Source organism: Pseudomonas sp. SA195, from assembly GCF_054131565.1.
In genome coordinates this window covers 3,751,264-3,764,376 of record NZ_CP096392.1, presented here as the reverse complement: position 1 = coordinate 3,764,376, position 13,113 = coordinate 3,751,264, and the positions used below count along the sequence as shown (strand labels likewise).

Genomic DNA, 13,113 nt, shown 5'->3' with positions numbered 1-13,113 from the left:
AGCAAGGATTTCCGATGCCCGAAACTGTCGCTCCCGGCCTGCGCCTGGCGCCCGATGCGCTGACCCGTCCCTTCGAACCCAGCCAGTTCAATTTCAAGACCACCGACGAGCTGGAGCCCTTCCTTGGCGTGCTCGGACAGGAGCGCGCCGTCGAGGCGCTTCAGTTCGGTGTAGCCATGCCGCGTCCGGGCTACAACGTCTATGTGATGGGTGAGCCGGGGACCGGCCGCTTTTCCTTCGTGCGCCGGTACCTCAAAGCCGAGGGCAAACGGCTGGATACGCCGTCTGACTGGGTCTATGTCAACAACTTCGACGAGCCACGTGAACCACGGGTCGTGGAACTGCCGAAAGGCGGGGCGGGCGAGTTCATCGCCGACATCGGCCAGTTGATCGACAACCTTATGGCGACCTTCCCTGCGGTGTTCGAGCACCCGAGCTTCCAGCAAAAGAAGAGCGCCATCGACCGTGCCTTCAATCAGCGCTACGACAAAGCGCTCGACGTCATCGAGAAGCTGGCGCTGGAAAAGGAGATTGCCCTCTACCGCGACAGCAGCAATATCGCCTTCACGCCGATGAAGGACGGCAAGTCGATGGACGAGGCTGAGTTCGCTCAGCTGCCGGAAGCCGAGCGCGAACGCTATCACGAGGATATTTCCGCGCTGGAGGTGCAGCTCAACGAGGGGCTCGCCAGCCTGCCGCAGTGGAAGCGTGAATCGAGCAATCAGCTGCGCCAGCTCAACGACGAAACCATCACCCAAGCGCTGCAGCCATTGCTCGCGCCGCTCTCGGAAAAGTACGCCGAGAACGCAGGGATCGAGGCTTACCTGCAGGCTGTGCAGGTCAACTTGCTAAAAACGGTGGTCGAGCAGCTGGTCGACGAGAACCGCCCCGACGCCCAGACCCGCCAGTTGCTCGAAGAGCAATACAGCCCCAGCCTGGTCGTAGGGCACCCGTTCGACGGCGGCGCGCCGGTGGTATTCGAACCGCATCCGACGTATGACAACCTCTTCGGCCGCATCGAATACAGCACGGATCAGGGCGCGCTTTACACCAGCTACCGCCAGCTTCGCCCCGGCGCGCTGCATCGCGCCAACGGCGGCTTTCTGATGCTCGAAGCGGAGAAGATGCTGAGCGAGCCCTTTGTCTGGGAAGCGCTCAAGCGCGCACTGCAATCGCGGCGCCTGAAGATGGAGTCGCCGCTGGCAGAAATGGGCCGCCTGGCGACGGTCACGTTGAACCCCGCAGTGATTCCGCTCAACGTAAAAGTCGTGATTATCGGGTCGCGGCAGCTCTACTACACCCTGCAGGACCTGGATCCGGACTTCCAGGAGATGTTCCGTGTGCTGGTGGATTTCGACGAGGAAATCCCGCTGGCCGAGGACAGCCTCGAGCAATTCGCCCAGTTGATGAAGACGCGGACCTCGGAAGAGGGCATGGCGCCGCTTACCGCCGCTGCGGTGGCACGCCTGGCGACCTACAGCGCGCGGCTGGCCGAGCACCAGGGGCGGCTGTCGGCGCGTATTGGCGACATCTTCCAGCTGGTCAGCGAGGCGGATTTCATCCGCCAACTGGCGAAGGACGAAGTCACCGATGTTGGCCACATCGAGCGTGCGCTCAAGGCCAAAGCCACCCGGACCGGGCGCGTCTCGGCGCGCATCCTGGAGGATATTCTCGCCGGGGTGATTCTCATCGACAGCGAAGGCGCGGCCATCGGTAAGTGCAACGGGCTGACGGTGCTGGAAGTCGGCGATTCGGCGTTCGGCATGCCGGCGCGCATCTCCGCCACCGTTTATCCAGGCGGTTCGGGTATTGTCGACATCGAGCGCGAGGTCAACCTGGGGCAGCCGATCCACTCCAAGGGCGTGATGATCCTGACAGGCTTCCTTGGCAGCCGCTACGCGCAGGAATTCCCGCTGGAAATCTCGGCAAGCATCGCGCTGGAGCAGTCCTACGGTTATGTGGACGGCGACAGTGCATCGCTTGGCGAATGCTGCGCATTGATCTCGGCCATCTCCCGCACACCTCTAAAGCAGTGCTTCGCCATCACCGGCTCGATCAACCAGTTCGGCGAAGTACAGGCCGTCGGTGGGGTGAACGAAAAGATCGAAGGCTTCTTCCGCCTTTGCGAGGCGCGGGGGTTGACCGGCGAGCAGGGTGCGATCATTCCGTTCGCCAACGTCACAACCTTGATGCTCGACGAGCGCGTGCTCGAGGCTGTGCGCCAGCAGCGCTTCCACATCTACGCGGTGCGTCACGTGGACGAGGCCCTGTCGCTGCTGGTCGGCGAACCGGTCGGCGCGGCGGACGAAAACGGCCACTTCCCCAAGGGCAGCGTCAATGCGCGGGTCGTCGAGCGGCTGCGGGATATCGCCGAAATCGAACTCGAGGACGACTCGAGGACCGATGCGGCTTCGCCGGAAGAGGTGCTGGCAACTGCTGCGGCGATTGCGGGTGAGAAAGGCTGAGGAACTCTGCGCTGACGATTATTTGAACGGAACGATACGGCCACCGGCGGGTCTGCACTGGAAGAGAGTTCCCACTCTTTTTCCACATGATTATCCACAGCCTTTGGGGATAAACAGGTTGACCTGCCGCTGCGTTCAAAAGCGACGCGGCGCAACCGAGCGCGAGGACCGCCGTCATGTCACATACACTTTGCCTCAACCGCCAGTGCCTGGGCCTGGTCACCCGAATCGAATGCGTTATTCGTCCGCTTTCCGGAGGCAACGGTTTGTGGACCTTGCTCTGCGCGGCCGGACTGGATGACGGTCAACCTACGGCGATCAAGGCGCAGGGCCCATTCCACGGGCCTCGGGCGGCTGAGTCGGTACTTGAGGCTATCGCCAATAATCTCTATGGGCAGGGCTACAGCCAGTCGGACTCGCCTTCGATCTGGCAGCTGCACATGCAGGCGGAGCTGCGTAAGGTCAACGCCAACCAGGCGCGCTACCTCGGTGGTTGGGAGTCGCGGACCTGAGCCACTTCAAGGCTCGATAGCCAGGGTCGCGCGTGCTGCTTGCACGGCTGCTGGAAATTGTTATCCACACATTTCATCCGCCGCGAGGCGCCTTGAATGGCGCGTTGCGCTGCGTATACTCGCCGGCGAATAACACACTCCCACAGTGAGATCAGATGGAACGTTTCATCGAGAACGGCATGTACGCGGCGCGCTGGTTGCTTGCGCCGATCTACTTTGGTTTGGCGTTCGCGCTGCTGGCGCTCGCCATCAAGTTCTTTCAGGAAATCTTGCACATCCTTCCGTCCATCCTCTCGCTAAGCGAGGGCGATCTGATCCTCAAGTTGCTGTCGCTGATCGACATGGCCCTGGTCGGGGGGCTGCTGGTTATGGTGATGCTGTCCGGCTACGAGAACTTCGTATCGCAGCTGAACGTCGACGAAGGCAAGGAGAAGCTCGACTGGTTGGGCAAGATGGATTCCGGCTCGTTGAAGATGAAGGTTGCCGCGTCGATCGTAGCCATCTCGTCGATCCATTTGCTGCGGATGTTCATGGATGCCCAGCAGCTCGAGAGCGAGCAGCTGATGTGGTACGTGATCATCCACTTGACGTTCGTATTCTCGGCCTTCGCGATGGGTTATCTTGACAAGCTCACCAAACACTAAGCCACGGACGGGGTCTGTGCGCGCCTAGGGCATAAGGCGCCTACGGTTGTAATGCGTTGGGCGTGCGTTGTACAAAAGAAGTCGTCTTGTAAAGGAGGCTTCTCGATGAACCTGCAGGTATTGCTTCAAGAGGCGCAGGCGTCGCGTGTCCAGTCGCTGGATCTGGTTTCGCTGGAGGGCGGGTTCTATCTGCTAAGCGTGCAGGCCCAGGGGCGCTCGCAGGTTTTACGCGACGAGCATGGCGCAGTCATTCATGTGCGGTCGGTCGAGCATGCGCGTGATTTGCTCAGCGAGGTTCCGGTAGTCCCCATGTACCTCGTGCATAGCTCGGCTTATGACGAGATGTGTGGCCTGGCGAGCGGTACGAGAGAGCCGTTGCGGGTAGCGGTCGGCATGCGCTCGGCCTGGTGAGCACCGGCTTCGGCGGTCAGGTCGGCGACGGCTGTGCTAGGCTGTGCGCCCTTTTTCCAGCGGAGCCCAGGCATGACCGATCTCAACTTAAACACCGACGAAACCCGGGTCAGCTATGGCATCGGTCGCCAGCTGGGTGACCAGTTGCGCGACAACCCACCGCCCGGGATTAGCCTGGACGCCGTCATTGCAGGCATCCGCGATGCATTTTCCGGTGCGCAGAGCCGTGTCGATGCCCAAGCCTTGAATGCCAGCTTTGCCGTCATCCGCGAGCGCATGCAGGCTGAGGCGCAGCAGAAAGCCGAGGCGGCGGCGGGTGAGGGCAAAGCTTTCCTGGCCGAAAACGGCAAGCGCGACGGCATCACTACCCTGGCGTCCGGTTTGCAGTACGAAGTGCTGAACGCAGGCGACGGCGCCAAGCCGAGTCTGCAGGACCAGGTTCGCACGCATTACCATGGCACCCTGATCGATGGCACCGTCTTCGACAGTTCCTACCAGCGTGGGCAGCCTGCCGAATTCCCGGTTGGAGGCGTCATTGCAGGCTGGACCGAGGCGCTGCAGTTGATGAGCGTTGGCAGCAAGTGGCGACTCTACGTGCCGAGCGAACTGGCGTATGGCGCGCAGGGCGTTGGCAGCATTCCGCCCCACAGTGTGCTCGTCTTCGATGTCGAACTGCTTGCCGTGCTCTGATACCTCTGCTCAGGGGCGCAACGCCCGGGCATAGGAGAACAGGAACAGGTTGCGCACCTGTTCCTTGAGCACACAGGGTTCGCTGGTGCTCAACTCCTGCAGATCAAGGTCCCCTTGCTCCCTCAATTCTTCGAGCGCGTCACCGTCGAGCGAGACGCATACTGCGCCCGTGTGGCGGTCGAGAATGCGCAGGTAAGGGTGTGGGCGGTCCAGCCAGGCGTCGATCAGATAAGTCATGAGAGCCTCCAATTAATCTCGTTAATGAGAATAATTGTTATTTGCAAACATGCAAGCGTAAAAGAAGGCGCGCCGATCGGTGGGATCGGCGGTGGGCGCTGGGATTTGTCAGTGGGTGCGTGCGACGGCGAAGCGGGTCAGTTCGACTAGAGCGTCACGATAAGGGTTGGCGGGGATCAGCTCGAGGCAGGCAATCGCCCGCTCGGCATAATCGCGAGCCAGGCGCGCGGTATAGTCGAGCGCGCCGCAGCTTTCGACAGCCTTGCGAATGTCTTCGAGATCTTCGATGCCACCCTTCTGAATCGCGCGGCGAACGAGCGCGGCCTGCTCTTCGGTGCCCTCGCGCATCGTGTAGATCAGCGGTAGCGTCGGCTTGCCTTCGGCCAGGTCGTCTCCGACATTCTTGCCGAGCGTCTCGGCGTCGCCCTGGTAGTCAAGCAGGTCGTCGACCAATTGGAAAGCGACACCCAAGTGGTCACCAAAGGTGCGCAGCGCCTCGCACTGTTCGTCACTGGCGCCGGCCAGTGTCGCGGCGCTGTGGGTGGATGCCTCAAACAGCATCGCGGTCTTGCCGCGAATTACCTCCATATATATGGCTTCGGTGGTGCTGGCGTCGCGCACCTTGGAGAGCTGGAGCACTTCGCCTTCGGCGATCACACGCGTCGCTTGGGAAATGATGCGCATCACCGGCATCGAGCCGAGGCTGACCATCATTTCGAACGAGCGGGCATAGAGGAAGTCACCGACCAGCACGCTCGGTGCGTTTCCCCAGAGGGCGTTGGCGGTCGAGCGGCCGCGCCGCATGCCGGACATGTCGACGACGTCGTCATGCAGCAAGGTAGAGGTATGAAGAAATTCGATGATCGCAGCCAGCAGGCGAAGCTGATCGCCCTTCAAGCCAAGCGCATTGCCGCTGAGCAGTACCAGTAGTGGGCGCAGGCGCTTGCCGCCGGCCGAGGTGATATAGTCCCCGATCTTTTCCACCAGCGGCACGCGAGAAGTCAGCTGATTGCGAATGATGCCGTCAACGGCGGCGAAATCATCAGCCACGACTTGGTAAAAGGCCTGGGGTTGCATCGGGGAAGCGTACTCCTCGGAGATTGCGCGGCATGCTATGGGGCGGGTCAGGCACTGTCAAGGCGAGCCCCGGCGGCTCTTGCGTCTCTGCTGGGGCATGCGTACAATCGCGGACCCTGAACTTTCCCCCTGGGCATTTCCCTGCCTTACGCAATTGCAAGGGCGTCCCTTCCGGCCCCGAGCAGCCATGCCAGCCCCTAACTATTTCGCTAAAGCGCTGGGTGAGCAGGATCAACGGAGATACACGATGTACGCAGTTATCGTTACTGGCGGCAAGCAATACAAGGTTGCCGAAGGCGAATACCTCAAGATTGAAAAACTCGAAGTTGCGACTGGCGAAGCTGTCACCTTTGACCGCGTTCTGCTCGTTGGCAACGGCGACGATGTGAAGATCGGCGCTCCGGTGGTCGATGGTGCCAAGGTCACTGCCGAAGTGATCGCTCAAGGTCGTCACGACAAGGTCAGTATCATCAAATTCCGCCGTCGTAAGCACCACATGAAGCGTCAGGGCCACCGTCAGTGGTTCACTGAGGTCAAAATCACTGGTATCCAGGGCTAATCGGGCCTGAATGCCCCAATAGGAGTATTGAACTCATGGCACACAAAAAAGCTGGCGGTTCTACCCGCAACGGTCGCGACTCAGAAGCCAAACGCCTTGGCGTGAAGATGTATGGCGGCCAGGTCATCAAGGCCGGCAACATCATCGTGCGTCAGCGCGGCACCCAGTTCCATGCCGGCTACGGCGTAGGTATGGGCAAGGATCACACCCTGTTCGCGAAAGTGGAAGGCGTGGTCAAGTTTGAAGTGAAGGGCGAGTTCGGCCGTCGCTACGTGAGCGTTGTCGCGGCCTAATCGCGACCTCGCTGGAAAAGCCCTGTCATGCGACGGGGCTTTTTTGTTTCTGTATCCTCCATAGGGCTCTTGCGCAAAGCTGCTGCGCCCCGGCTCCGCTGGGTTTCGCAAGACCCTTATTTCTGTTTCTAACCCGTCGTCGCGGCGGGAGGCGTTCCCATGAAATTCGTCGATGAAGTATCGATTTTTGTAAAAGCCGGCGACGGCGGTAACGGCATGATGAGCTTTCGACGCGAGAAGTTCATCGAAAAAGGCGGTCCCAATGGTGGTGACGGTGGAGATGGCGGCTCGGTATTTCTCGAGGCCGACGAAAATCTCAATACGCTGGTCGACTACCGCTATACGCGCAGGTTCAATGCCCCCAATGGCCAGAAGGGCGGCAGCACTGAGTGCACGGGCGCGAAAGGCGATGACCTGATCCTGCCGGTCCCGGTCGGCACGACGGTCATTGATGCGGCGACCCAGGACGTCATTGGTGACCTCACGCAGCCGGGGCAGCGCCTGTTGGTCGCGCAGGGTGGCTGGCACGGGTTGGGCAATACTCGCTTTAAATCCAGTACTAACCGTGCGCCGCGTCAGACCACCCCGGGTAAACCCGGCGAGGCGCGTGACCTCAAGCTTGAGCTCAAGGTGCTGGCTGACGTGGGCTTGCTGGGGCTGCCCAATGCCGGCAAGAGTACGTTCATCCGTTCGGTGTCGGCGGCCAAGCCAAAGGTGGCCGATTACCCCTTCACTACCCTGGTTCCTAATCTCGGCGTCGTCAGTGTCGGTCGTTACAAAAGCTTTGTGATCGCCGACATCCCAGGTTTGATCGAGGGTGCATCGGAAGGTGCAGGTCTGGGGATCCGCTTTCTCAAACACCTGGCGCGCACCCGTCTGTTGTTGCACCTGGTCGACATGGCGCCCCTGGACAACAGCGATCCGGCCGAGGCGGCTGAGATCATCCTCAACGAGCTGGAAAAGTTCAGCCCGGCCCTGGCGCAGCGCGACCGTTGGCTGGTTTTGAACAAGGCTGACCAGCTGCTCGAAGAAGAGCGTGAGGCGCGTGTGCGTGCGGTTGTCGAGCGCCTGGAGTGGACTGGCCCCGTGTTCGTGATCTCTGCGCTGGAGCGCGAGGGTACCGAGGCGCTTGCCCAGGCGATCATGCGCTACTTGGATGAGCGTACGGTGCGTATCGCTGAGGAGCCCTCATTTGCGGAGGCGCTCGCTGAGCTCGATCAGCAGATCGAAGACGAGGCGCGGGCGCGTCTTCAGGAGCTGGATGATCAGCGAGCGCTGCGTCGTGCGGGCGTGAAGTCGTCAGACACCGAGGATGACGATTTCGATGATGACGACGATGACGAAGGCGGCGCTGAGATTTTCTACGTTCGCTGATGATGCCCGCAGGGGTTGTTGATGTCCGAGCGAGTGGTTGGTGGGCGGGACGCGTGAGCTCACCGATGTGGTTTGGCCTGTTACGGAATTGAAGGCGGGATCGATGCGGGACAAGGTGAGCGGCGCGCGGCGCTGGGTAGTGAAGATCGGGAGCGCATTGTTGACGGCCGATGGTCGGGGGCTGGACCAGGACGCGATGGCGGTCTGGGTCGATCAGATGGTGGCCTTGCGCGATGCCGGCATCGAATTGGTGCTGGTTTCGTCCGGCGCTGTTGCTGCTGGCATGAGTCGGCTCGGCTGGGCTGCCCGGCCCAAGGCGGTGCACGAGCTGCAGGCGGCCGCTGCGGTCGGGCAGATGGGGTTGATCAGGGCCTGGGAGAGCAGCTTTGCGCGCTGCGGCCAGCAGACGGCCCAGGTGCTGGTTACCCATGACGACCTGTCTGACCGTAAGCGCTATCTCAATGCCCGTAGCACGCTGCGCACGTTGATCGATTTGCAGGTGGTTCCGGTGATCAACGAAAACGATACCGTGGTCACCGACGAAATCCGTTTCGGCGACAACGATACCCTCGCTGCGCTCGTGGCGAATCTCGTCGAGGCGGACCTATTGGTCATCCTCACCGACCGCGACGGTATGTTCGATGCCGATCCACGCAACAACCCCGACGCTAATCTCATAAGCGAGGCGCGCGCCGACGATCCGACCCTCGATGCCGTTGCCGGTGGCACGGGAGGAGCGCTTGGCCGTGGTGGCATGCAGACCAAGCTGCGTGCGGCCCGTCTGGCGGCGCGCTCCGGGGCTTATACAGTGATTGTGGGTGGCCGCATCGAGCAAGTATTGGCTCGTCTACAGGCGGGTGAAAGACTGGGGACGCTGCTGGCGCCTGAGTGCACCCGGCATGCCGCACGCAAGCAGTGGCTGGCGGGTCATCTGCAGACACGCGGCACCGTCACGCTGGATGAGGGGGCGGTGCACGCTTTACGCCAAGGCAATCGCAGCCTGCTGCCTGTAGGCGTCAAGGCGGTGCAGGGCGGTTTCAGGCGCGGCGAGATGGTGGTCTGCGTTGGCCCGGATGGTCGAGAGGTTGCCCGTGGCTTGGTCAACTACAGTGTGGCTGAGACGCAGCGGATCCTGGGGCGGCCGTCCGACGAAATCGAGAAGTTGCTTGGCTACGTCGACGAGCCTGAGCTGATCCATCGCGACAACATGATCCTGGTTTGAGGAGTTTGTCTATGCGCTTGGCGGGAACCCTGATGCTCCTTGCGGCGTGGCCATTGATTGGCATGGCACGTGAAGTCGGAGAGGTCGATACGGCGTTCAAGTGGGTAGGGCCGAACCACAAGATCGTCGTGGAGGCGTTCGATGATCCCAAAGTCGAGGGTGTTACCTGCTACCTGTCTCGTGCCAAGACAGGTGGGATCAAGGGTGGGCTTGGGTTGGCGGAAGATCGTGCCGAGGCGTCGATTGCCTGTCGGCAGGTTGGGCCGATACGCATGAGCGATACGCTAGAAGAGGGCGAGGTAGTCTTCAAGGAACGGACGTCGCTGGTGTTCAAGACAATGCAAGTGGTGCGTTTCTTCGACGAGCCGCGGAATACGCTGGTTTATCTTGTCTACAGTGATCGCGTTATCGAAGGCAGTCCGCAAAACGCGGTCACGGCGATTCCAATACTGCCTTGGGGTTCTGTTCGCTAGTTGACGGTGTTGTGGTTGCCAAGCCCTGGGATTCAGGCACAAAAAAACCGGCGCTAGGCCGGTTTTTTTCAAGAACGAACAGCTTAGGCAGCAGCGGCGCCGAGAGCCTTGATGTGGCCGTTCAGGCGGCTCTTGTGACGAGCGGCCTTGTTCTTGTGGATGATGCCTTTGTCGGCCATGCGGTCGATCACGGGCACGGCTGCGGTGTAAGCAGTACGAGCTTTTTCCAGATCTTTAGCATCGATGGCCTTGACTACATTTTTGATGTAGGTACGAACCATGGAGCGCAAGCTGGCGTTGTGGCTGCGACGCTTCTCAGCCTGAATTGCGCGTTTTTTGGCGGAAGGGCTGTTGGCCACCGTCGAACTCCTCGAAAACGTGGGATACAAAGCAAATAAGGCCGCGAATCATGCCGATGCGGCCGGGGGTTGTCAAGTGCGTTGAGGCTGTGATGAGCACTGGCCGGACAGGAGGCCTGTCGCTAAACTCGCCGCCTTTTCGTCTGTCGTATTTGCCCGTCGATCCGGTGGCGCAGGCCTGGCCGGACCTCTGCATCCCCATCTAGGAACCTACATGTCCGAGACATCCGGAAAAGGCGGATTGCTGCGCTCGAGCGCGGTAGTCAGCGTGATGACACTGCTGTCGCGCGTGCTGGGCATGGTACGCGACATGGTGGTGGCGAGCTACTTTGGCTCCGGCGCGTCTGCCGACGCCTTTTTCATCGCCTTCAAGATTCCAAATTTCCTGCGTCGGCTGTTCGCTGAAGGTGCCTTTGCCCAGGCATTCGTCCCGGTGCTGTCGGAATACCGCACCCAGCGCACCCTGGCCGAGGTGAAGCTGCTGGTGGATCGGACGGCTGGCATGCTTGGGCTGATCCTGACCGGCATCACGGCGATCGGAGTATTGGCGTCGCCCTATGTCGTGATGCTCTTTGCGCCCGGTTTTCATGACGAGCCAGCGAAAATGGCGCTCGCCGGCGACTTGCTGCGTATTACCTTCCCTTACCTGCTGCTGATCTCGCTGACAGCCTTCACCTCGGGTGTTCTCAACAGCTACGGGCGCTTTGCCGTACCGGGCTTCACGCCGGTCCTGCTGAACGTTTGCATGATCACGTCTGCGATCTTCCTGACACCTTATTTCGACGAACCGATCAAGGCGCTCGCCTGGGGCGTATTCATTGCTGGGTTCGCGCAGCTGGGCTTCCAGTTGCCCTACGTGGCGAAGCTCGGGCTGTTGCCGCGGCCGCGCCTGCGCATCGGGGACGAAGGCGTACGGCGCATCATGCTGCTGATGGTGCCGGCGTTGTTTGGCGTATCGGTCAGTCAGATCAACCTCCTGCTCGACACGGTTCTGGCGTCTTTCCTGCAAACCGGCAGCGTGTCTTGGCTCTATTACGCTGATCGCCTGTCGGAGCTGCCGCTGGGTGCCTTCGGCATCGCCATTGGTACCGTCATTCTGCCGAGCCTGTCGCGGCAGCATGCCGGAGCGGACCCGAAGGCCTTTTCCGATACGCTCAACTGGGCGCTGCGCATGGTCCTGCTGGTCGGCGTGCCGGCGGCGCTTGCGCTCGGCATTCTTGCCGAGCCGCTGATAGCCAGCCTGTTTTTCTACGGCGCCATGACCGAAGAGGCCGTGCTGCAGTCGGCCCGTGCGCTGGAGGCATATTCCCTAGGGGTCCTGGCATTCATGTTGATCAAGGTGCTTGCGCCGGGATTCTTTGCCCGCCAGGACATGAAGACGCCCGTGCGCGTGGCGGTGACCTGCATGATCGCCAACATGGTGATGAACCTGATCCTGATCTGGCCGCTCCAGCACGTTGGCCTGGCGCTGGCCACTTCGTTGTCTTCGATGCTCAATGCGGTCCTGCTGTTCTGGGGGCTGTACCGGATCGGCGTGTTCCGCCTCGCGCCGGGCTGGGGGCTCTTCCTGCTGCGGCTGTGCGGTGGTTGCGCTGCCATGGTCGCCGCGGTCTGGTGGCTGAACGTGCCAACAGCCGACTGGTTCGCTTGGGGTTGGCAGCAGCGCGCCTTGCAGCTGGGCATTCTTGTCGTGGCCGGCATCGTGGCCTTTGTCGCAGGCTTGGTGGTCTTGGGGCTGCGACCCAGGCATCTGCGGCATTGACGAGCCCGTACCGGGCAGCGCAAACCTGTCCGGCATCCGCTGCTCATGCGTATAATCGGCGCCTTTCCAAGCAAGAAGTGCGGTATGCAGCTGGTTCGAGGTCTTCACAACCTGCGGCCCCGGCATCGGGGCTGCGTCGCCACTATCGGCAATTTCGACGGGGTTCACAGAGGGCACCAGGCGATCCTGGCGCGCCTGCGTGAGCGTGCGGCCGAGTTGGGGTTGCCGAGCTGCGTGGTGATCTTCGAGCCACAGCCGCGTGAATTTTTCGCTCCGCACAGCGCGCCGGCCAGGCTGACGCGGCTGCGCGAAAAGCTCCGCTTGCTGGACGAGCAAGGCGTCGACCTGGTGCTCTGCCTGGCCTTCAATCGTCGTCTGCGTGAGCTGAGCGCAGCCGAGTTCGTTCATGCCACGCTGGTCGAGGGGTTGGGCGTCAAGCATCTGGAAGTGGGCGATGATTTTCGCTTCGGTTGCGATCGAGCGGGGGATTTCAACTTCCTGACGCAAGCTGGGGCGCTCGAAGGCTTTAGCGTTGAAGCGGCGCGCACCATCGAGGTGGCAGGCGAGCGGGTCAGCAGTACACGTATTCGCCAAGTGTTGGCCGCGGGTGAGCTGGCATTGGCGGAAAAGCTGCTCGGGCGCCCCTTCAGCATCACCGGGCGTGTCATGCACGGCCAGGCCCTGGGCCGCACGCTGGGTGCACCAACCGCGAACATCCAGCTCAAGCGCAAGAGCACACCGCTGAGTGGTGTGTTCATGGTCAGCACCGAAGTCGATGGCGGGCTCCAGCCTGCCGTGGCCAACATCGGGCTGCGGCCCTCCGTCGACAGCGATGGTAACCCTCATCTCGAGGTGCACTTGCTGGACTATCAGGGCGACCTTTACGGTCGCCTGCTGCGTGTGACCTTTCACCGCAAGCTGCGTGACGAGCAGCGCTTCGCCTCCCTCGAGGCTCTCAGGACGGCAATCGAAGCCGACATCGCCGCGGCTCGCGACTACTGGCGGGCTTCACTCTCTACCACGAGTCAGGACTGA

Annotated in this window: 15 protein-coding genes; 12 read left to right on the top strand and 3 right to left on the bottom strand. The window is 61.4% G+C overall.

Annotation, left to right across the window (positions count from 1 at the left end):
* The first annotated feature begins 14 nt into the window (after positions 1-14).
* The 5 genes from M1D78_RS17525 (at position 15) to M1D78_RS17505 (ending at position 4,722) form a co-directional block, all read left to right on the top strand.
* Entirely contained in the window at positions 15-2,465 is a 2,451-nt protein-coding gene (locus M1D78_RS17525; protein WP_437421259.1) for a Lon protease family protein, read from the top strand.
* Between the two features lie 176 nt (positions 2,466-2,641).
* Positions 2,642-2,977 (top strand): PA4575 family protein, encoded by a 336-nt coding sequence (locus tag M1D78_RS17520; protein ID WP_437421258.1) that lies wholly within the window; start codon positions 2,642-2,644, stop codon positions 2,975-2,977.
* A gap of 155 nt (positions 2,978-3,132) precedes the next feature.
* The gene (locus M1D78_RS17515; protein ID WP_437421257.1) at positions 3,133-3,621 is read left to right on the top strand and encodes a TIGR00645 family protein; all 489 of its coding nucleotides are present in this window, start codon (positions 3,133-3,135) and stop codon (positions 3,619-3,621) included.
* A gap of 105 nt (positions 3,622-3,726) precedes the next feature.
* Complete coding sequence (locus M1D78_RS17510) at positions 3,727-4,032, top strand: DUF6482 family protein (protein WP_437421256.1); 306 nt, start codon at positions 3,727-3,729, stop codon at positions 4,030-4,032.
* A 72-nt stretch (positions 4,033-4,104) separates the two neighbouring features.
* Complete coding sequence (locus M1D78_RS17505; RefSeq protein WP_437421255.1) at positions 4,105-4,722, top strand: FKBP-type peptidyl-prolyl cis-trans isomerase; 618 nt, start codon at positions 4,105-4,107, stop codon at positions 4,720-4,722.
* A 9-nt stretch (positions 4,723-4,731) separates the two neighbouring features.
* Here the strand turns inward: M1D78_RS17505 and M1D78_RS17500 are convergent, their stop codons facing one another.
* Together M1D78_RS17500 and M1D78_RS17495 are read right to left on the bottom strand one after the other, a co-directional pair.
* A complete protein-coding gene (locus M1D78_RS17500) occupies positions 4,732-4,959 on the bottom strand; it encodes a PA4570 family protein (RefSeq protein ID WP_243605827.1) in 228 nt (75 codons plus the stop codon).
* Between the two features lie 108 nt (positions 4,960-5,067).
* On the bottom strand, positions 5,068-6,036 hold the full coding sequence (locus tag M1D78_RS17495; RefSeq protein WP_437421254.1) for a polyprenyl synthetase family protein: 969 nt from the start codon (positions 6,034-6,036) through the stop codon (positions 5,068-5,070).
* A gap of 247 nt (positions 6,037-6,283) precedes the next feature.
* Here M1D78_RS17495 and rplU point away from each other — a divergent pair, with 247 nt between their 5' ends.
* The 5 genes from rplU to M1D78_RS17470 all read left to right on the top strand — a co-directional run bounded on the left by rplU (position 6,284) and on the right by M1D78_RS17470 (position 9,957).
* Positions 6,284-6,595 carry a 50S ribosomal protein L21 gene (gene rplU, locus M1D78_RS17490; RefSeq protein WP_243605829.1) on the top strand — a complete coding sequence of 104 codons (312 nt, stop codon included), beginning with the start codon at positions 6,284-6,286 and terminating at the stop codon, positions 6,593-6,595.
* Between the two features lie 35 nt (positions 6,596-6,630).
* Positions 6,631-6,888 (top strand): 50S ribosomal protein L27, encoded by a 258-nt coding sequence (rpmA, locus tag M1D78_RS17485; protein ID WP_437421253.1) that lies wholly within the window; start codon positions 6,631-6,633, stop codon positions 6,886-6,888.
* Between the two features lie 159 nt (positions 6,889-7,047).
* Positions 7,048-8,262 carry an Obg family GTPase CgtA gene (gene cgtA / locus M1D78_RS17480; RefSeq protein ID WP_437421252.1) on the top strand — a complete coding sequence of 405 codons (1,215 nt, stop codon included), beginning with the start codon at positions 7,048-7,050 and terminating at the stop codon, positions 8,260-8,262.
* A 103-nt stretch (positions 8,263-8,365) separates the two neighbouring features.
* Entirely contained in the window at positions 8,366-9,484 is a 1,119-nt protein-coding gene (gene proB / locus M1D78_RS17475; RefSeq protein WP_437421251.1) for a glutamate 5-kinase, read from the top strand.
* An 11-nt stretch (positions 9,485-9,495) separates the two neighbouring features.
* Positions 9,496-9,957: a CreA family protein gene (locus M1D78_RS17470; protein WP_437421250.1), complete on the top strand. Its 462-nt coding sequence runs from the start codon at positions 9,496-9,498 to the stop codon at positions 9,955-9,957.
* A gap of 83 nt (positions 9,958-10,040) precedes the next feature.
* On the opposite strand, the gene rpsT is transcribed toward M1D78_RS17470, so the two are convergent.
* Complete coding sequence (gene rpsT / locus M1D78_RS17465) at positions 10,041-10,316, bottom strand: 30S ribosomal protein S20 (protein WP_217477651.1); 276 nt, start codon at positions 10,314-10,316, stop codon at positions 10,041-10,043.
* Between the two features lie 214 nt (positions 10,317-10,530).
* On the opposite strand from rpsT, the gene murJ reads away from it, so the two are divergent.
* Positions 10,531-12,078: a murein biosynthesis integral membrane protein MurJ gene (gene murJ, locus M1D78_RS17460; RefSeq protein ID WP_437421249.1), complete on the top strand. Its 1,548-nt coding sequence runs from the start codon at positions 10,531-10,533 to the stop codon at positions 12,076-12,078.
* A gap of 84 nt (positions 12,079-12,162) precedes the next feature.
* Positions 12,163-13,113, top strand: a complete 951-nt coding sequence (gene ribF, locus M1D78_RS17455) for a bifunctional riboflavin kinase/FAD synthetase (RefSeq protein ID WP_437421248.1) — start codon at positions 12,163-12,165, stop codon at positions 13,111-13,113.

Excerpts from the sequence above, each read along its gene's own strand:
- M1D78_RS17525 (WP_437421259.1), top strand. The coding sequence starts at position 15 with ATGCCCGAAACTGTCGCTCCCGGCCTGCGCCTGGCGCCCGATGCGCTG.
- M1D78_RS17520 (WP_437421258.1), top strand. The coding sequence starts at position 2,642 with ATGTCACATACACTTTGCCTCAACCGCCAGTGCCTGGGCCTGGTCACC.
- M1D78_RS17515 (WP_437421257.1), top strand. The coding sequence starts at position 3,133 with ATGGAACGTTTCATCGAGAACGGCATGTACGCGGCGCGCTGGTTGCTT.
- M1D78_RS17510 (WP_437421256.1), top strand. The coding sequence starts at position 3,727 with ATGAACCTGCAGGTATTGCTTCAAGAGGCGCAGGCGTCGCGTGTCCAG.
- M1D78_RS17505 (WP_437421255.1), top strand. The coding sequence starts at position 4,105 with ATGACCGATCTCAACTTAAACACCGACGAAACCCGGGTCAGCTATGGC.
- M1D78_RS17500 (WP_243605827.1), bottom strand. The coding sequence starts at position 4,959 with ATGACTTATCTGATCGACGCCTGGCTGGACCGCCCACACCCTTACCTG.
- M1D78_RS17495 (WP_437421254.1), bottom strand. The coding sequence starts at position 6,036 with ATGCAACCCCAGGCCTTTTACCAAGTCGTGGCTGATGATTTCGCCGCC.
- rplU (WP_243605829.1), top strand. The coding sequence starts at position 6,284 with ATGTACGCAGTTATCGTTACTGGCGGCAAGCAATACAAGGTTGCCGAA.
- rpmA (WP_437421253.1), top strand. The coding sequence starts at position 6,631 with ATGGCACACAAAAAAGCTGGCGGTTCTACCCGCAACGGTCGCGACTCA.
- cgtA (WP_437421252.1), top strand. The coding sequence starts at position 7,048 with ATGAAATTCGTCGATGAAGTATCGATTTTTGTAAAAGCCGGCGACGGC.
- proB (WP_437421251.1), top strand. The coding sequence starts at position 8,366 with ATGCGGGACAAGGTGAGCGGCGCGCGGCGCTGGGTAGTGAAGATCGGG.
- M1D78_RS17470 (WP_437421250.1), top strand. The coding sequence starts at position 9,496 with ATGCGCTTGGCGGGAACCCTGATGCTCCTTGCGGCGTGGCCATTGATT.
- murJ (WP_437421249.1), top strand. The coding sequence starts at position 10,531 with ATGTCCGAGACATCCGGAAAAGGCGGATTGCTGCGCTCGAGCGCGGTA.
- ribF (WP_437421248.1), top strand. The coding sequence starts at position 12,163 with ATGCAGCTGGTTCGAGGTCTTCACAACCTGCGGCCCCGGCATCGGGGC.